At 58.7% G+C, this 17,317-nt stretch carries 16 protein-coding genes and 1 other RNA gene; 11 read left to right on the top strand and 6 right to left on the bottom strand.

Annotated features, from left to right (window positions below; genetic code table 11):
- Nucleotides 1-192: 192 nt before the first annotated feature.
- The 8 genes from J3T93_RS09225 to J3T93_RS09260 all read left to right on the top strand — a co-directional run bounded on the left by J3T93_RS09225 (nucleotide 193) and on the right by J3T93_RS09260 (nucleotide 3,938).
- Nucleotides 193-450 (top strand): hypothetical protein, encoded by a 258-nt coding sequence (locus tag J3T93_RS09225; RefSeq protein ID WP_267431431.1) that lies wholly within the window; start codon nucleotides 193-195, stop codon nucleotides 448-450.
- A gap of 239 nt (nucleotides 451-689) precedes the next feature.
- Nucleotides 690-935 carry a hypothetical protein gene (locus J3T93_RS09230; protein WP_267431432.1) on the top strand — a complete coding sequence of 82 codons (246 nt, stop codon included), beginning with the start codon at nucleotides 690-692 and terminating at the stop codon, nucleotides 933-935.
- A gap of 244 nt (nucleotides 936-1,179) precedes the next feature.
- On the top strand, nucleotides 1,180-1,482 hold the full coding sequence (locus J3T93_RS09235; RefSeq protein ID WP_267431433.1) for a hypothetical protein: 303 nt from the start codon (nucleotides 1,180-1,182) through the stop codon (nucleotides 1,480-1,482).
- A gap of 365 nt (nucleotides 1,483-1,847) precedes the next feature.
- Nucleotides 1,848-2,246: a hypothetical protein gene (locus J3T93_RS09240; protein WP_267431434.1), complete on the top strand. Its 399-nt coding sequence runs from the start codon at nucleotides 1,848-1,850 to the stop codon at nucleotides 2,244-2,246.
- The gene (locus tag J3T93_RS09245; RefSeq protein ID WP_267401261.1) at nucleotides 2,243-2,392 is read left to right on the top strand and encodes a hypothetical protein; all 150 of its coding nucleotides are present in this window, start codon (nucleotides 2,243-2,245) and stop codon (nucleotides 2,390-2,392) included. The genes J3T93_RS09240 and J3T93_RS09245 overlap by 4 nt, the downstream gene beginning before the upstream one ends.
- An 87-nt stretch (nucleotides 2,393-2,479) precedes the next feature.
- Entirely contained in the window at nucleotides 2,480-2,602 is a 123-nt protein-coding gene (locus tag J3T93_RS09250; RefSeq protein ID WP_267431435.1) for a hypothetical protein, read from the top strand.
- A 270-nt stretch (nucleotides 2,603-2,872) separates the two neighbouring features.
- The gene (locus tag J3T93_RS10075) at nucleotides 2,873-2,980 is read left to right on the top strand and encodes a holin (RefSeq protein ID WP_416378858.1); all 108 of its coding nucleotides are present in this window, start codon (nucleotides 2,873-2,875) and stop codon (nucleotides 2,978-2,980) included.
- 460 nt (nucleotides 2,981-3,440) lie between these two features.
- The gene (locus J3T93_RS09260; RefSeq protein WP_267431437.1) at nucleotides 3,441-3,938 is read left to right on the top strand and encodes a hypothetical protein; all 498 of its coding nucleotides are present in this window, start codon (nucleotides 3,441-3,443) and stop codon (nucleotides 3,936-3,938) included.
- Between the two features lie 265 nt (nucleotides 3,939-4,203).
- On the opposite strand, the gene J3T93_RS09265 is transcribed toward J3T93_RS09260, so the two are convergent.
- The 4 genes from J3T93_RS09265 to J3T93_RS09280 all read right to left on the bottom strand — a co-directional run bounded on the left by J3T93_RS09265 (nucleotide 4,204) and on the right by J3T93_RS09280 (nucleotide 8,944).
- Nucleotides 4,204-5,349, bottom strand: a complete 1,146-nt coding sequence (locus J3T93_RS09265) for a tyrosine-type recombinase/integrase (protein ID WP_267431438.1) — start codon at nucleotides 5,347-5,349, stop codon at nucleotides 4,204-4,206.
- Between the two features lie 288 nt (nucleotides 5,350-5,637).
- Nucleotides 5,638-6,036: a transfer-messenger RNA gene (gene ssrA, locus J3T93_RS09270) on the bottom strand.
- Between the two features lie 112 nt (nucleotides 6,037-6,148).
- Nucleotides 6,149-7,093 carry a LysR family transcriptional regulator gene (locus J3T93_RS09275; protein ID WP_267431439.1) on the bottom strand — a complete coding sequence of 315 codons (945 nt, stop codon included), beginning with the start codon at nucleotides 7,091-7,093 and terminating at the stop codon, nucleotides 6,149-6,151.
- A 228-nt stretch (nucleotides 7,094-7,321) separates the two neighbouring features.
- The gene (locus tag J3T93_RS09280; RefSeq protein WP_220237074.1) at nucleotides 7,322-8,944 is read right to left on the bottom strand and encodes an NAD-dependent malic enzyme; all 1,623 of its coding nucleotides are present in this window, start codon (nucleotides 8,942-8,944) and stop codon (nucleotides 7,322-7,324) included.
- 284 nt (nucleotides 8,945-9,228) lie between these two features.
- Between J3T93_RS09280 and J3T93_RS09285 the strand changes: the two genes are divergently transcribed.
- Entirely contained in the window at nucleotides 9,229-10,722 is a 1,494-nt protein-coding gene (locus J3T93_RS09285) for a DASS family sodium-coupled anion symporter (RefSeq protein ID WP_267431440.1), read from the top strand.
- Between the two features lie 90 nt (nucleotides 10,723-10,812).
- On the opposite strand, the gene J3T93_RS09290 is transcribed toward J3T93_RS09285, so the two are convergent.
- Nucleotides 10,813-11,712 carry a carbohydrate kinase family protein gene (locus J3T93_RS09290; protein ID WP_267431441.1) on the bottom strand — a complete coding sequence of 300 codons (900 nt, stop codon included), beginning with the start codon at nucleotides 11,710-11,712 and terminating at the stop codon, nucleotides 10,813-10,815.
- Nucleotides 11,702-12,979 (bottom strand): ROK family transcriptional regulator, encoded by a 1,278-nt coding sequence (locus J3T93_RS09295; protein ID WP_267431475.1) that lies wholly within the window; start codon nucleotides 12,977-12,979, stop codon nucleotides 11,702-11,704. Before J3T93_RS09295 ends, J3T93_RS09290 begins: the two co-directional genes overlap by 11 nt.
- A 297-nt stretch (nucleotides 12,980-13,276) precedes the next feature.
- Here J3T93_RS09295 and J3T93_RS09300 point away from each other — a divergent pair, with 297 nt between their 5' ends.
- Together J3T93_RS09300 and xylA are read left to right on the top strand one after the other, a co-directional pair.
- The gene (locus J3T93_RS09300) at nucleotides 13,277-15,739 is read left to right on the top strand and encodes a glycoside hydrolase family 2 TIM barrel-domain containing protein (protein ID WP_267431442.1); all 2,463 of its coding nucleotides are present in this window, start codon (nucleotides 13,277-13,279) and stop codon (nucleotides 15,737-15,739) included.
- A gap of 134 nt (nucleotides 15,740-15,873) precedes the next feature.
- A complete protein-coding gene (gene xylA / locus J3T93_RS09305) occupies nucleotides 15,874-17,217 on the top strand; it encodes a xylose isomerase (RefSeq protein WP_267431443.1) in 1,344 nt (447 codons plus the stop codon).
- Nucleotides 17,218-17,317 lie beyond the last annotated feature (100 nt).

Consider the following 17,317-nt stretch of genomic DNA (forward strand, 5'->3'; position numbering starts at 1 on the left):
ACAGCGGCGGCCACATGGGTGGTAACGGTGGCGGCCACACGGGTGGTGGAGCCAGCAGACCTGCTCCTACCCCGCAGAATCATCAACAGACATCAAATGGAGATGGTTCTGTGGATTTGCATTTTTGTGGTACGAGCGACGGGAATGAGTTCACTCCCTGTTAGCTGTAAATAAACAATTGAAAGGACAAAGATGGAGAAGGTGTTGCATAAGACGCTGCGGGCGGTTCTAGCGCTCGTGGCTGCTGTAGCGGCCCTGGCCACCGGAACGATCACCGCTCATGCGGATTCTGGCCCTGGGCTGGTGCATGGGTATTACGTGTCCCCTATCTCCATGGGACCGCACTTTATAAACTCGCGAGGCGCTGCCGTAGGCATAGTCACCATGGATGGGGGCAACCCCGTTTATTGCATTGAATTCGGAGAAGTGTCTCCTCTGCGCATGCGGTGATGATCCCTGAAACGGGAAGGATTGAGCTCTTTTACTTGGACGGATTTCAGAAGCATGACGTTGTCTTTTTGCGGAAATTGAGGAATTGAATGTCGGGCGCTCTAAAGCTATCATCACCCAGAACACCAGGCTTCTGTGCAAGAGCTGCCACCCGATCTGGCACCTCTTCGCAATTCGACAGGACAACGATTTCAACCAGTTCATGCTTCAGAAAGACCGGGACGAGGAGGACAAGGTCAATGACCGTTGAACTCGTACGCGGATTCGCGGGAGCCCCGCATATCGAGGCCAATGACATTGCATCGTTCAACACGGGCATAGTGGGCCCGGGGGATTACGTGCTCAACACCAAGGGGCTGCTCAAGGCAAGTATGAGCAACGCCAACACGTTCGTGCTCGCAAGCGGCGACCTGATCATGCAAGGCCGCCATGTGACCTCGTCTCCTCGACCTCGGCGACTGTTGTTTCCGGCGCCCGGGGGGTGAAGAGGAACGACCTTGCCGTTTGCCGGTACTCAAGAGCGTCCAACGGCGTCGAGACGGCGGAGCTGAAGATCCTCCAGGGGACCGTCACGCAGGGAACGCCAGCCGACCCCGAATATCAGGAGGGTCGCATAATCGAAGGCGCAACCGTCTCGGACATGCCCTTGTACCGTATCCCGATCTCCAGCATCACTCCTGGCGCGCCCATCCCTCTCTACAACCGCATACCCAGCCCGTAATCCACACTGTGCCGGTCACGGTTGTGAACAGCGCCTACGGCGGCATTTTCGCTGTCCGGGCCGGGGCGGTCGCCCAGCTGACCATCAACTGGAGATCGGCGAACGGGGACTCATGGGACTCGGGAGGCATGGGCCACCTGCCTGATGATTGGAGGCCCGCCATGACCGTCATCCATCCATACCAGGGTAGGGACGGGAGCAGCCAGCGGCAGATCACCATTGACACGAACGGTGCCATAAGCTACCAGAATTTCGGCAGCAGTCAGAATACCGGCGGCTTTTCCACCTCCCTCACCTACCTTCTGGCATAGATCGACTGCCAGCAGCTAACGGCCCACCACAGGGGCCGCTTCCGCTGACTTCTTCATCCACGCGGCATGGCTATCTGAACAGGCCGGCTCTACCGTCCCAATGCGATCAGATACGAAATGTTAATGAGAGCGCCCTTGTTGATGGGCTTGTTCATCCTGACGGTTAGACACTTCGCCCCCGGCACATAGTCGCAGGCGATCGCGGATGTTGTCGAGGGGTCCGCCCGATTCGACAGCATGACTGCCATGAACCTGCGGATAAGTGTCTGTTGTTTCGTATCCAGCTAAAACCCACACGGTGGCCACGTCTGAAAGCATGGTTTCCCGTGTGGGTTTTCCTACAGGCTTGAAAGGCAGTATCGCTTATGTTCGACTCGTTGACGGGTGGTCTTATCTCCGACGCGGTGGTGATTGCTCTGTTTGGCCTGATCGTGAAGATCTGGCCGGGAGGGCTCAGTGCTCTGGCCGCATGGCTCTACTCGCACGTCGACCCGGGGCGTCTCCCATATGATTCCGCCGTGAACCGGCGCTGGCGTGAGACCGGCGATCTGCGCAGGCAGACCGCGCAGGTGCAGGACCAGCTCAGGGAGATCCGCAAGGATTCCATCAGGAACACCCTGGCCAGTCTCATGGAGCAGCGTGGCGGCCAGAGCTCGAAGGTTCGCTACGAACTGTCGGAGCTTGAATCCCTGGATGCCCACTGCTGGGTCATGCAGGAGGCGGGGGACTATCTGGCCCAGCGCCACGGGGAGGGGCGGTCATGAGCAGGCGAACCGTCCTGACCGTCCTGGGCGTCGTTGCCTGCCTGTGCCTGGCATCCGCAGCCGTCTTCGGGCTGGCCCTCCTGCTCGGGTGGGCTCTTCGGAGCCTGCTGAGAGTCCTGGTCTTCTTCCTGCTGGCGGCAGTCTGAGTGCCTTCCACTGTTTTTTATTCATGGCCATCCTCAACCGGGGTTGGTCTTTTCCATGCCCGGAGAAGGGCGGAAAGGCGGGTTGTCATGGCCGGCCGGCAAGTGCACGAACACCAGCCGCAGGGGGAGAGCCTGCCACCCGAAGGCGTGCCGGTCGTCTCCTCCGAGGAAGCCGCCCAGGCTCTGGAAGGGGGACGGGACAATGGCTGACCTGTGCGTCCTGATCGAGCGTATGCGCCACGGGGGCAATTACGCGGGCATGTACGGGGAGCTCTTCGACCGTTTGCAGATAGCCATCTGCGACCAGAACCCATACAGATAAAGGAAGTCAAAATAACCAATACGCCAATGCCAGAGCATATGGCCACCTGAGGTGAAGAGTTCTATCATATACGCGATTAGGCGAAGGTAGCAGGGGTGTGAGCTGTCAAGACCGCCGCCCAGGCAGCCCGTGCAGTCATCTCCATCAGTGCGGCCACCATCGGCATGGTCAACTGGCCGCTGGTGGCCGGGACTGCCGCATTGGCCGCGATCGCCAGTGTGCTCACAAGCATCGCCGGCGTGTCAGAGGTGCGTGATAGCCAATAAGTAGCGCGGCGTAGTTCTCGCAAGCTAGAAGTGCCTTAGTACAGGGAAAGTGTAGTTTCCCTTCTGTTCCGGGATACTGGAGCGAGGGGCGATTTTTGCATTCTGGACTGGTGCGGTATGTGTTCAAACGTGAGGTGTTTTCCTCGCTGCATAGATGGCAGATACCGAAGATGCTCTGTCTATTCACACCAAGAAACTTACCATCGGATGCTGTAAAGTTACCTATCCCAAGTAGTCGGTGAGTGTATTGCTGACTTTGCCTTTGAGGGCGTGGTAGGTCATATCGTAGTAGTAGATCATCTGCTTATATACTCAAGTTCCTGGCTGGCCGGGCATTGCTGGAGTCAGGAGCCACGTTAACAAGCTTAAGCCCAATACATTTAGGTTCAGCATTCCCCCGAGTTGGAGGGCACAGAGCAATACCAAGCTCTTATAATGAGGGCATACTAGAAGGAATGACATGTACAAGAAGGCAGAGAAGATATACGAAGCAATAGGGGCAGACCATCGTGCCGCGTCGATTCTGCCTGAGCTGGACTACACCATGCTCCTAGGAGTATCTGTTTACTGTTTCAATCGCTGCCAGACATTTATCATTGAATTATTACGATCCCAAGGCATTGGCCTTGAATGGGCAATACTCACCGACTACACGGCTGGTAAATTATGCCCATACATTGAGCAGCATATTGATGATAAAGAATATGTTAGTCCCAAACTTCTTGGCGATTATAAGGTGCTCTGTGACCAGCGCAATCGAATCATCCACGGTTTCCCCGTAACTGATGAAGAGACGGGGGAACAGAGGTTATCTACTAAAGGAAAAGGCAAATCAGGTAGTCAGTTCCCTATCAACACGCAGTATATGGAGGAGTTTATACGGCGAGTGACCGATTTCGAGTACCGATTAGACGAGGTAAGAACTTTTATGCGTGAGTTTGGAGACTACAAGTTATAAAACAATGCTCTACACTCCAGACGGCATCAGCCAGATACCCAACAAACATTCAGATTACATTCCAGCGCCCTAAGACCGCAAAGCGAGGCTGACCATCTTCCTGCATAAACAACTGGACCAGGCCATCGACCAGGAACACCAACCCGATAGCAACAAACACAAACAAGAACAGTTCAAAGCGCTACACCAACAGATCCGTCAAGACCTCACCACGACACAGCGCCAGAAAAGCGGACATCATCCGACTCGAACGCTAATATCACACTCACAACTCCTGAAGCCGGGCCACCAGATCCGCATGCTGCCTCTCCAGACCGGCAATATCCTCATCAACCCTCCCGATCCGTGCTAGCAGGAGTTCCGGTGTTTCATCCGGCAGGAGGTTGGCGCCCAACTTCTCGGCCAGGATGTCCTTTCGTCTGTCGAGAGAGTGCTGGTATCGCATGGCGGTGTTTACGTCCGCGTGTCCCGCGGCATCCATGAGTTCCCTGATTGTGGCCCCTTCTGCAGCAAGCCAAGTCAACCCGGTATGCCGTAGATCATGGAAACGGAGGTCCGGTCGGCCGGCCTGGTCCCGTGCCTGTGAATACCAGGAGCGTAGTGAATTCGGGTGGATGGGTTTGGTGGGGTCTTCACGTTCTGGGAAAAGCCAAGCGTCCTTCTCAGATCGGACCTGTTCATCCAGGAACTGTTGGAGGAGCGGTAGCAGTTGCGGTGGTATCCGCTCGTCCCTGATGCTGTTGTCGGTCTTGGGAGTATCGGTGAGTCTCTCGTTATCCATGGTCGCCCTGCCTCGTCTGATGTGCAGGGTGCGTGTTTTCGGATCTATGTCGCGGCGTTGGAGGGCGCACACCTCGCCTATGCGCAGTCGGTCCCCGAACACGGCCAGGTAGATGCTCATCCGGTAGCGTTCCGGCATGGCATCATAGATGGCCTTGACCTCTTCCGGCGTGGCCGGGACTGTCTTTGATTTCCTTTCGGGTTTCGGCAGTGACTTAGTGCAGGGGTATGCGGGTATCAGGGGTGGCTCCCCGTGCAGGCCGGGCTGGCTCGCGGTCCGGAGGATGGATTTCAGGGCCTTGTATGCATTGGCCTTCATGGCCTGCTGGTCGGAAGGCATCGAAGCCAGCCACTGATTGATGCCGGCCTGGGTTATGTCGATGAGCCTCGTGTTCCCGAACCAGGCGAGGATGTGGTTCTCGACGTCCTTGCGAAGCCGGTACTTGGTTCCTGCCTTCAGAGATCTCCCTTTGAATGTGCGATTCTCCAGCCACTCGGGGAAGTACTCTCCCAGATTGATCCTCTTTGATTTTGCTTTATGCTGAGTGGTCTGGGGAGGCTCCCATATCCCGATTTGAATTCTCTTCTCGGCATCATTCAGCCAAGCCTGTGCTTCCGCAGCCGCATCCAAGGGGAATGACTTGCTTTGCCTGTTGGTCAGACCGTGCCATTTATCGAAGGCCTATACTGGGGTCGGGTAACTTGCCACTATCCGAGTCGGGTTCTCTTTGCTGGGCCGGTACTTGAGATTGCCGAATCGTCTTATCCTGTCCACCTGTACATCTAAACGACCCATCTCATACCCGATAAAACCAATCAAAACAGCTCTAAACCGATTAGAGTCTTCTGACTGCATGCCAGCAATAAAGCCAATTATCACAACAAAAAAGCCACCCAGGGTTAATTGGATGGCTTGTTTTGGTGGAGCTGCGGGGAATTGAACCCCGGTCCGGTGACCGCACCCTCAGTCTTCTACGTGCGTAGTCTGCTGGCCTTTGTGGCTATCTGTCTGCCCCCGCCTGTGTCGCAGACAACTGGTGGCGGGCATAGCCGCAGAAAAAGTCCCCGAACCGCCCTGTGGCGCAGCAGTTCAGGCAAGTCTTCTTAATGACGCTCAGCATCCCCCCGAAGGCGAAGGGGAGTGAACGGAGCAGCTGCTCACTGGTTAATCCTGGCGCGAAGCTCAGGCAGCGAGAGCGAACTCAGTGCGGTTAGATTTAGCACTTGTTGTTTGCGGGAGGACATTAACGAGCGGACCCCCACGTTCTCGGCACGCTTCCCTGCGACGAACAGGTCACCGTCGAAACCGATCAGCCCCAATCTTGAATTATCAAGCCCCGCTGGTGCCATTACGGACCAGCCTCGTAAGTATACAACAGATGGACGTTGCAGATATTCCGCTTCTCTCTCGGCATTGACCGCGATCCTGGTCAAGCCACAGAGCCTAGTCGACTGGTGGCATAGTCGCTGAAGGCATGCACCTCATCCACATCTTCGTAGAAGGCCTCCCGCTTGGTGTCGTTGAAGAGGAAGATGTTGAAACGGGGCATGTCATCCCCGGCAAAGGGGATGAAGCGCAGGCCATCGCCAGGGTGCACGCCGGCCGAGGTGATCAGGCTGCAGACCAGACCGGATGTGGTCACCATCTTCAGGGTTTCTACGTCGGAGACCTCAACCAGATGACTGACTGGTTTAGACAGGTGAATCAGACGTTCGGCAGCCTGGGCATGGACGAAATCGCGGTTGAGGGTCGTGAAAGGAACGTCCCCGGGAAGCATGGACAGATCCTCGGGGTGCAGACTGGTCATTCCTGCCGTGCCCAACCGTTCGGCCATGGACTGGGTGCAGACCATGCCGAAGGGGAAGGATGTCAGCTTGGTCGTTTCAACGCCATCCACGCTCAAAGACTCGTCGACACTGGCCACCGCCCCGTAGTCCACACGATGGGCCTCTATCTGACTCAGCAACTTTTGAGACCCTATGGTTTCTACGGTCGTGTTCTTGTCTGGTTCGCACTGCTCTTGCCGCCCTTGCCCGGAGCTCAGCAGCGATGAGATGATGGGCGGCAGGCCGATGGTGCGCCGTCGGATCCCATTCCTCGCAGCCAGGGCCTCGGGCAGGGTGTTGATCAGGTCCAGGGCCTGGCCGACGTGGTCCACCACTGTTCTTCCGGATTGGGTGAGCTGTGTGCCGTCGCCAGCACCGAAGCGCTTCCTCTGGACCAGCTTGGTTCCCAGACGCATTTCCAGTCTTCTGATGGCCTGCGAGACCGCAGGTTGGGAGATGCCTGCCTCCAACGCGACATCGGTGAAACTGCCGTACCGGGCCAGCATGGTAAGCAGCTCGAGGTCGCGGACATTATCCATATAGGTCATGAGCCGCTTCCCTTGATTGATGCTCGGATTATTGCTTATCCGTCAACTTTGGCGAAAAACTACTCACTACCACACTATCATCGTCACTTGGACTTGAGAAGATCGACACTTGAAATATTGCCAGGGCCCGACTCATGACTGAGGTCCGGCCGCCACGATCATCGGTTATCAATCGTGTCGGCCGGACCCCAACCTCAATGTCGCAATATGCGAAGGAGCTGGTTTCGCTCAGGCATCGTAGTGCCACTGGGCCTTGGCCACGGCGGCGTCCACATCTTCAATCGGCTCCCGGTTCAGACCCTCTTGGACGGCCTGTGCAGCCACAGCAGCGGCGACCCGATGCGAGATCTCTTTGAGATCGGCCACCGGCGGCAACACGGCGGTGCCAGGCTTGTCCACGTCAATCATGTCGGAGATGGCGTAGGCTGCAGCCAACAGCATTCCCTTGCTGACCAGCCGAGCCTTGGCGACGATGGCTCCGAAGCAGATGCCAGGATACATAAGTGCGTTGTTGCCTTGTCCGATGGAATAGGTGACCCCCTGGTAGTCAACCGGCTTTGAGGGAGTGCCGGTGATGACGAAGCCACGGCCGCGGGTCCAGGCAATCACATCCGCAGCCTTGGCCTCTGCCAGTTCCGTGGGGTTGGAGATGGGACAGATCAGCGGCCGCTCCACGTGCCTGGCCATGGCCTCAACAACATCCCGGTCGAAGGCTCCGGGCCTGGTCGAGGTGCCGATGAGCACCGTGGGTTGGAAGGCGTCGACAACCTGTGCCAGCGAGGTCTTGTCGGTGACCGAGGCGAACTCATCCGGCTTGCGGGCATATCGTGTTTGCCCCTCAGTCAGATCATCCTGATCCTGCTCAATCAAACCCTGACGGTCGAAGAGCAGGACCCTGCTCCGCGCGGTCTCGGGATCCATGCCCTGGCGGATGGTCAGGTCATCCACGATCTGATCAGCGATGCCCACGCCGGCGGTCCCTGCACCGAAGACCATGATCCTGGTGTCCTTGGGGTCGGTTCCGGCGATTTTTCTGGCGGCAATCAGTGCGGCTAGGACGGTCACGCCAGTGCCCTGGATGTCGTCGTTCAGAGTCAGGATCCGGTCCTGATAGCGTTTGAGGACGGGCGCCGCCTCGGGCCTGCCGAAGTCCTCCCAGTGAATCAGGGCCTGCGGGTAGCGTTGCAGGACCTGCTGAACGAAGTCATCGATAAAGTCGTCGTAGCGCTGTCCTCTGACCCTGGCGAAGTGGTTGCCCACATAATCAGGATTGTCCAGGAGGGCCTGACGGTTGGTGCCGACATCCACCATGACCGGAAGAACCCGGGATGGGTCAATGTTGGCGGCGGCGGTGTAGACCGCCAGCTTGCCCGTCAGAATCTCAGCGCCCTGAGCGCCCCAGTCGCCGATGCCAAGAATGCCTTCCGCGTCGGTGCAGACCACCAGGTCGACAGGTCGGTCGCCTGCATATTGGTCCAGGGCGTCGCCGATCCCCTCGGGATGATCAATGGAAATGTAAGCCACGTCGCTGCCCGAATAGAACTCGTCATAGCGTTGGATGGATTGTGCCACGGTGGGGGCGTAGACGATGGGCATGTACTCAGTCAGGTGCTTATCCATGCTCCTGTAGAAGAGCCGGCGGTCGGTGCGGCAGATGCTCATCAGATAGAGCCGCTTGTCCAAGTCGGTGGGTTGGGCCAGGAAGCGGCCGTAAACGATGCGCTCGCGCTGTTCGTCATCTTGCACGGCAGCAGGCAGCAGACCGTCCAGCTTTAGCTCGCGCCGTTGTTCATAGTCGAATCCTAGTCCCCGGTTGGCATAGGAATCGTTGATGGTGTCGAATCCTGTCATGGTCTCACTTGTCCTTCACGATTGGGGCCGGCCGCGTTGCCGGACCTCTGCAAACAGCCTAGAAAAACCTCTTGCCGACCGCCAAATAAGCATCGTCTATATGCTGCCAAGGGCCTATTTACCCTTGTTTGACGGGTCTGGAGGCCCTAGACAGCCGCCAGCTATGGCGCACCCTCATATATGCGGCGCTTATTTGTAGCCTTTGTCCCCTGCCGCATAGCATAAGTCCACATGAGCATGCCGACGAGGAGGCCGGCGGTTTCCGGGCAGATATACGCCGGATCATGAGCGAAGGAGCAATGATGGGTGAAACAGTAAGAACGGGTGAGGGCAGGGGAGACCCCCAGGCAGGGGCTAGCCAGCCTTTCAATACGGGCCAACTGGTCAAGGCTCTCATCTGCGTGGCGGTAGGGCTGGTCATCTTCCTCATACCGCCTCCCCAGGGACTGACTCCCCAGGGCATGCATATGCTAGGAGTCTTTGTGGGCACCATCCTAGGGCTGATTCTGCAGCCTCTGCCTACATCAGCGGTGGCTATCATTGGCATGACCGTGGGGATGCTGACTGGGGCCCTGGACCCCAAGAAGGCAGCTTTCAACGGACTAGGCAGTGCCTCCATCTGGCTGATAGTGGCGGCCTTCTTCATTGCCCAGGGATTTGTCTCCACCGGACTGGGCCGGAGGATCGCTTTGGTCTTTCTTTCCCGATTGGGCAAGTCCAGTCTGGGCATAGCCTACGGGCTCTCGGCCGCCGACCTGGTCCTGGCTCCGGCCACTCCTTCAAACACGGCTCGTCTGGGCGGCATTCTTTTCCCGATCATCACCTCCATCAGCGACGTGCAGGATTCAAAACCGGACACGGACGAGTCCCGGCGACGCATCGGCGCTTACTTGGCGATCACGGCCAACAATGTCAACGCCATTACATCGGCCATGTTCCTGACGGCTATGGCGGCAGGCCCTGTCGTAGGACAGCTGGCGCAGAAATTCCATGTGGACATCGGGTGGGGCACCTGGGCCCTGGCCGGTATCGTGCCCGGCCTGATCTGCCTGATCATCATCCCTGCCTTGATCTATCGCATCTTTCCGCCCACCCTGCGGAACGTTCCTCAGGCTCAGGAGGATGCCAAGGATGAACTCAAGGGACTTGGCCCGCTGAGCATGCACGAGTGGATCATGGCTGTGACCTTCCTGGTCATGCTGGTCCTCTGGGCGACCGGCTCGGTGATCCATATCAATTCCACCACCGTGGCCTTCCTGGGCGTGGCCGTGCTGCTGTGCACCAAGATCATCACCTGGCAGGACATGGTCGCCAACAAGTCCGCCTGGTCCACGCTGATTTTCTTCGGTGTTCTGGTAGGCATGGCTGAACCCCTGAATACCCTTGGCGTCACCACCTGGGCAGGGGAGATCATCGCCGGGCTGGTCAAGGGCATGCCTTGGGTGTTGGTCTTGGTTATTTTGACGGTCTTCTACTTCTTCATCCACTACATGTTCGCTTCTGAGCTGGCCCAGGTGGCGGCCATCTACACGCTCTTCGTCAGCGTGGCCGTGGCTGCCGGGGTACCCGCCATGCCTGCAGCGCTGATGCTGGGATGCGCCAGCGGTCTAATCGGTGCCATGACCCATTACGCCTCCGGACCGGCGGCCTTGATTTACGGTGCCGGATACGTCAAGACCTCTGAGTTCCTGCGTATTGGCCTGATCTGCGGATTGGTGACTGTGGCTATCTTCCTGACCGTGGGCCTGGGCTGGTGGCGGCTCATAGGCATCTGGTAAATCGCGATTCCGCAGATATAAATCTGGCCCCGTCCAGTCGACAGTTCGACAGGGCGGGACCAAATCATGCTCCGAGAGAGAGGTAGGGGATCATTGGCCCTGCTGACCCAGATAGTCGGGGATATGTTCGGGATATTCGGGCCAGGCGCCCTGCTGGGTGCAGACAAAGGCTGCAGTGTTGACGGCAGCCCGGTGAGCCTGAGTCAGGGAGGCCCCCAACAGGCGGTTGATGGCGAAGGTGCCGGAGAAGGCATCACCGGCCCCGACCGTGTCGGCCACGGTGATTTCAGGCGTGGGCAGGTGTGAGGACTGGCCGTCTGCCAGGTAGATTGTGCTGTAGTCGCTGCCGGCGGTCAGCACGATGGTGTCCAGGTGCCACTGGTCCATGAACCAGCGGCAGAGCTCGTCGTCGGTGGCTCCGGGAACGTGGAACATGTCGCGCAGGGTGACCAGCTCCTCGTCGTTGAGCTTGAAGACCGTGGTCATGTCCAGCAGTTCCTGGATCAGATCCTTGCTGTAGAAGGTGCCTCGCAGGTTGATGTCGAAGAAGCGCATGGCATGGCTCTTGGTGTGGCGCAGGACTTGCAGGCAGGTCTCGCGGGACTGGCTGTTGCGCATGCTCAGCGTGCCATAGCAGACGGCATCGGCCTTGCTGGCCAGTCCGGCCAGGTTATCCGTGTACTCCAGATGATCCCAGGCCACATCCGGTTTGAAGACGTACTGGGGGATGCCCTCGGTCAGCTGGACCTCGACGGTGCTGGTGGGGTGGTCGTTGTGCTGCAGCACGGCATCGACGCCGGCCTGGTGAACAGCCTCCTCAAGCTCCCGGCCCAGGTCGTCGCGTCCAACGGCGCTGATGGCATAGCCTTCCGCTCCGTTCTTGGCTGCATGGTAGCTGAAGTTGACCGGTGCGCCACCGGCCCGCTTGCCTGTAGGCAGGACATCCCAGAGGATCTCGCCGATGCTGAGGACCATGGGTTTACTGGTCATGGTGTTCCTTTCCTGATGACGGGTGATGCGCCCGCCTTGTGCTTGTTGATTTCACAGCTGTACGGCCCATGCTGGCCGGGTGCTCCAAAAATTGGTTGGCCGCCACTGCCGCAGCGCCGGTCAGTGTGGCATCGATCGGAAGGCGGGAAAGCAGGATCTGTGTGTGCTCGCGCAGGCCGGGCAGGGCGCGCTGGGAGACTATGTCTCGAACCCGTTTTAGCAGGCGGGTACCAGCGGCGGCCACCATGTCTCCGATGACAATCTGGGCGGGGTTGTAGGCATTGACAATGGTCACGCAGCCATAGCCTACGTAGTCGGCTATCTGATCCACCAGAGCCTGGGCGGCCTGTTGATCGGATCGGGCCTGGTCGAACAGGCTCGCACAGGCCCTGGCGTGGGTCATGGCCTCGACTCCAGGGAAGTGATCCCGCATATCCGGCTGACACATGCGGCGGTGGATGGCTACCGCCGAGCAGTAGCATTCCAGGCAGCCTCTGTTGCCGCACTCGCAGGGCAGACCGTTCAGATCGATGCTGACGTGGCCGATCTCGGTGGCTGCTCCCTGGCTGCCGTCCACCAGGGCGCCCCTGTCGATGACACCCAGCCCTACACCTTCGCCCACGAGAAAGTAGGCCATGCTGGATGCGCTCACGCGGGGGTCGAACAGGCTCTGGGCCAGTGCCCCGGCCCGAGCGTCCTGCTCGATGAAGGTTGGTACGCGGAAGGCCTGTCCGAATTCGTGGATAAAGTCCACGCTTCGCCAGCCGGGCATGCTGGTGACCAGGGCGATGCGTCCGCTCTCGCGCAGATAAGGGCCCGGCACAGCCATGCCTACCGCCACGATGGCGGGGTTCGCCTCAAGTCGTCTTGCCACTCGGGTTCGGACATCGGCTACGGCGTTAGGGATGTCATCGGGGTTGACGGGTGGCAGCTCTTCCGAGTCCAGCAGGCGACCGCTGATGTCGAACAGTCCGATGCTGACCAGGCTGCGGGCGAACTTGACTCCGATGACCTGGTAGCGGTCGGCGTTCAGGGCCAGGCCGATGGATCGACGGCCGCCCTCTGAGTCCATGCTGCCGGTCTCGCTGATCAGGCCCAGATCCAACAGGCGGTTCACAAGCTTACCTACGGCTGCCGGTGTCAGATCAAGGTCCCGGGCCATCTGGGCTCGCGAACTGATGCCTTGCTGGTGCAGGTACTGGACGATGCGTGACTGGTTGAGCTCGGAGAGGGCCTTTGGCGTGCTGGCGTAGGTGCTGCTGCGCATGTCGACCTCCTCCTTGAGTGGTTCCGTCACGCGATCCTCGCGCACTTTATGAACAGCGTTTATATATTAACACTGTTTAATATCTGCTGGCAAACCCCTCCAACTGTTCCAAAACTGTTCAAGGTGCCGAGAAGGGGATTGCCATCTACATCCGTCGAACTGGTCTGTTCAAGAGGCGGGGTTTCGGCTGGTAGCCAAGGTCGAACTATCCAGGCGGGAGTAGTCTGGTCTTCTATCCATCGATGTTGATTAGGTCGGCTATGCACTGGAGATCATAAACGATGGCGGAGGAGTTGTATGCAGGCAACGGATTGGAACCAGGGTTGGCGCTATCGACATTTACATGAGTCAGAAGAACCCTGGAAGCCCGTTGAGCTGCCTCACGATGCCATGCTGGCAGAACCCAGAAGGGCCGATGCTCCGAGCGAGGCTAACAGTGGATGGTTTGTCGGACGCGATTACGAATACCGTAAGCAGGTACGTGCTGACGGTCTTAGGCAGCACGATTCGATGATTCTGGAATTCGAGGGCGTGTACCAACACAGCGAGGTCTGGCTGGATGACCAACGCCTGAGCTTTCACCTTTATGGATACACGGGGTTCTTTGTCGATCTGAGTGGGAAAATCCGACCGGGGGAACCGGGCGTGGTCCGTGTTGTCGCCCGCAACGCCCAGCAGCCCAATTCGCGTTGGTATTCCGGAGCAGGCATCTACCGGCCCGTCACGCTCTGGAGTGCTGGCCCGCAGTATCTGTACCCGGACGGCATCAGGGTCTCTACGCTTGGGGTCAACCCCTGCGCCATCCGGGTCTCATTGCGGGCATCGTCAGGCGGGACTGCGCAGGTTCGCATTGTGTGCAACAACAAGGATGAATCGGGGCCCTTGGCTGAGGTCGCAGCCCCTGTGGATTCCGATGGCAGAGCCCAGGTCGATATCGACCTACCTGGCGCCCAACCATGGAGCCCGGAAAGCCCGACGCTATATGAATGCCAGGCGCTCTTCGTCTCCTCATCGGGCTGTCATGACCAGGCTCAGGCGATATTCGGCATACGAACGGTGGCCTGGGGGGATCAGGGGCTGCTCATCAACGGTGTTCGCAGGATTCTCAAGGGTGCCTGCGTCCACCATGACAACGGGATCCTTGGCGCCTGCGCTTGGCCCGAGGCCGAGGAGCGGAAGGTGAGGTTGCTGAAACGTAATGGCTACAATGCCATTCGCAGCGCCCACAACCCCTGTTCGAAGAGTCTTCTGGCGGCCTGCGACCGTTTGGGCATGCTGGTCCTGGACGAATATGCCGACCAATGGTACATCCACAAGACCATCCACGACTATGCGGGATACCTCCCGAAATGGTGGCGCCGCGATCTGGCTGTTATGGTTGCCAAGGATTTCAACCATCCTTCGGTCATTATGTACTCCATCGGCAACGAGGTCAGCGAAACCGCCCAATCCAAGGGGGTGGAGCTGACCAGGCGCATGGTTAACTTCCTCCATGGTCAGGATGCGAGCCGACCGGTTACCTGCGGGGTCAACATCTTCTTCGACTTCCTGAGTTCGATCGGGCTCGGGGTGTATTCAAGCAAGAAAGCGGCCAAGCAGGTGGCGCACGATGGGTCAAAGAGGAGCGTGTCACTTTCGATTAAGCGTCATGGATCTGTAGGGAGCCGATTCTTCAATGAGATGGCCGGAATCATGGGGGCGGACTTCATGAAGAGAGGTGCCACCCTGCCATCCTGCGACCGCCTGACCCGTGATGCCTTCGCACTTATGGACGTGGCCGGCTACAACTATGGAATCAAACGATATCTTCAAGACCTCCGCAGATACCCCCATCGGCTCATCCTGGGGACGGAGACCTTCTGCAGCGACGCTGACGAGTTCATGCGTCTGGCCTCCCATTGCCCGCGCCTGATCGGAGACTTCGTCTGGGCAGGTATGGATTATCTGGGCGAAGTCGGCGTGGGCGCTTGGGAGTATCGACAGGAAGCTCCACGGTTCAGTGGGCTGGGCTGGTTGACCGCTGGTTCCGGCCGTCTGGATCTGACGGGCAGACCGCTGGGCGAAGCCTTGTATACGCGGGTGGCGTTAGGGGGCGAGACCGGGCCTTATCTGGCTGTCCGCCCCGTCAATCATTCGGGGGAGAGGCATTCTCCCGGCGCCTGGAAGATGACAGATGCCCTTGACTCATGGTCTTGGGACGGCTGTGAGGGCAGGACCGCCCAGGTTGAGGTCTATGCCCGCGCTCATGAGGTTGTGCTGATGCTGAATGGTCGTTGCCTTGGCCGCTCGCGTTGGCGGGGTAGCACTCGATTCCGTTTCTCCTGCCCTTATGAACACGGCCTGCTGGAGGCGTTGGCCTACGACAGCTCGGGCAGGTTGATTGGACGGAGTCGGCTGCGGTCAGCCGCTCCTCAGACCATGGTCAAGCTGGAGGCCGATCGGAGCACCGTTCGCCCGGGAGGGTTGTGCTTCGTGAGGGCAAGATATACCGACCAGCAGGGCATTGACAAACCCATGACATCTGGAGATTTGACTGCTCAGGTAGAGGGTGGCCGACTGCTGGCCTTCGGGTGTGCTGCCCCATACAATCCCGAAGGGTTTTTGACCGGGCATACGCGCACCTATTACGGCCAAGCTTTGGCAGTGGTGCAGGCGGATCGGTCAGTAGGTTCAGACGGCTCGGACGTACCCAAGCAGCTTGAACTCAAGGTTTCCGACAGTCATCGCAAGGCTGCTTTGCGCCTTCCAATCCGCAGGTGACGTGATCGCCATCTATATAATTCAACGAATTGACAAAATCGACCCGTCCCTCTACTCTTATTGTTCAGGAGGCAGGAACTGGTTTCCTCCCCTGTGAAGGCTGCAAAGGCAAATGCATTAGGCAAAGGAGCATTATGGGTCTGTGGGACGTTGACAAGATCGAATACGTAGGTCGCCAAGGTGTCAAGGAGGGCCTGGGCTTCCGTTACTACGACAAGAACAAGGTGGTGGTCGGCAAGCCCATGAAGGACTGGCTGCGCTTCGCTGTGGCCTGGTGGCACACCTTCAACCAGGGCCTGGTGGATCCCTTCGGCGATCCCACCGCGCAGAGGCCCTACTACCGCTACACCGATCCCATGGATCAGGCGCTGGCCAAGGTGGATTACGCCTTCGAGCTCTTCACCAAGCTAGGGGTCGAGTTCTTCTGCTTCCATGACCGTGACCTGGCTCCCGAGGGCGACACCCTGCGCGAGACCGACGCCAATCTTGACAAGGTGATTGATCGCATCGAGGCCGCCATGAAGGACACGGGCGTCAAGCTGCTCTGGAACACCTCGTCGCTCTTCACCAACCCCCGTTTCGAGGCTGGCGCCGGCACCTCGCCCTTCGCTGACATCTATGCATACTCCGCAGGCCAGCTCAAGCACAGCCTGGAGATCGGCAAGCGGTTGGGTGCCGAGAACTACGTCTTCTGGGGCGGCCGCGAGGGCTATGAATCCCTCTGGAACACCCGCATGAAGGAGGAGCAGGACCATATGGCCGCCCTCTTCCACATGTGCGTGGACTACGCCAAGGAGATCGGCTTCGACGCGCAGTTCCTGATCGAGCCCAAGCCCAAGGAGCCCACACTCCATCAGTACGACTACGACGCGGCCACCACCATCAACTTCCTGCGCACCTATGACCTGCAGGATAACTTCAAGCTCAACATCGAGGGCAACCACGCCAACCTGGCCATGCATACCTATCAGCATGAGGTCCGCGTGGCCCGCGAGGCCGGATTCCTGGGGTCCTTGGATGCCAACCAGGGCGACAAACTGATCGGCTGGGACATGGACGAGTTCCCCTCGGACCTCTACGATGCCACCGCCGTCATGTGGGAGGTGCTGGCCAATGGCAGCATCGGGCCCCGCGGAGGCCTGAACTTCGACGCAAAGCCGCGCCGTTCCTCCTTCCTGCCGGAGGACCTCTTCAGGACCCACATCGTGGGCATGGACACCTACGCCGCCGGTCTGCTGGTCGCGGCAAAGATGCATGAGGACGGTTACATTGAGCAGCTGCAGCAGGAGCGCTACTCCTCCTTCGATTCCGGCATCGGCGCCACGGTTGAGGACGGCACGGCCACGCTGGCCTCCCTGGAGGAGTACAGCCTTGACAAGCCGCAGGCCGAACTGATCGCCGCCGACAAGTCCGACCATCTTGAAGTGGTCAAGGCCACCATCAACAACTACATTGTGGAGGCTCTGGCTCAGGCCTGAGCTTTAGCTAAGCATCGCTCAACCCTGTATGACGGAATTCGCACCGTCGTGCAGGGTTTTCTTATGCGCTTTCGGCTATCCGGGATTGCTGTATGTCATG

The organism is Bifidobacterium sp. B4111, from assembly GCF_026537235.1.
Classification (GTDB): domain Bacteria; phylum Actinomycetota; class Actinomycetes; order Actinomycetales; family Bifidobacteriaceae; genus Bombiscardovia.

Coding starts and splice junctions, on each gene's coding strand:
- J3T93_RS09225 (WP_267431431.1), top strand. CDS start 193: ATGGAGAAGGTGTTGCATAAGACGCTGCGGGCGGTTCTAGCGCTCGTG.
- J3T93_RS09230 (WP_267431432.1), top strand. CDS start 690: ATGACCGTTGAACTCGTACGCGGATTCGCGGGAGCCCCGCATATCGAG.
- J3T93_RS09240 (WP_267431434.1), top strand. CDS start 1,848: ATGTTCGACTCGTTGACGGGTGGTCTTATCTCCGACGCGGTGGTGATT.
- J3T93_RS09245 (WP_267401261.1), top strand. CDS start 2,243: ATGAGCAGGCGAACCGTCCTGACCGTCCTGGGCGTCGTTGCCTGCCTG.
- J3T93_RS09250 (WP_267431435.1), top strand. CDS start 2,480: ATGGCCGGCCGGCAAGTGCACGAACACCAGCCGCAGGGGGAGAGCCTG.
- J3T93_RS09260 (WP_267431437.1), top strand. CDS start 3,441: ATGTACAAGAAGGCAGAGAAGATATACGAAGCAATAGGGGCAGACCAT.
- J3T93_RS09275 (WP_267431439.1), bottom strand. CDS start 7,093: ATGACCTATATGGATAATGTCCGCGACCTCGAGCTGCTTACCATGCTG.
- J3T93_RS09280 (WP_220237074.1), bottom strand. CDS start 8,944: ATGACAGGATTCGACACCATCAACGATTCCTATGCCAACCGGGGACTA.
- J3T93_RS09285 (WP_267431440.1), top strand. CDS start 9,229: ATGAGCGAAGGAGCAATGATGGGTGAAACAGTAAGAACGGGTGAGGGC.
- J3T93_RS09290 (WP_267431441.1), bottom strand. CDS start 11,712: ATGACCAGTAAACCCATGGTCCTCAGCATCGGCGAGATCCTCTGGGAT.
- J3T93_RS09295 (WP_267431475.1), bottom strand. CDS start 12,979: ATGCGCAGCAGCACCTACGCCAGCACGCCAAAGGCCCTCTCCGAGCTC.
- J3T93_RS09300 (WP_267431442.1), top strand. CDS start 13,277: ATGCAGGCAACGGATTGGAACCAGGGTTGGCGCTATCGACATTTACAT.
- xylA (WP_267431443.1), top strand. CDS start 15,874: ATGGGTCTGTGGGACGTTGACAAGATCGAATACGTAGGTCGCCAAGGT.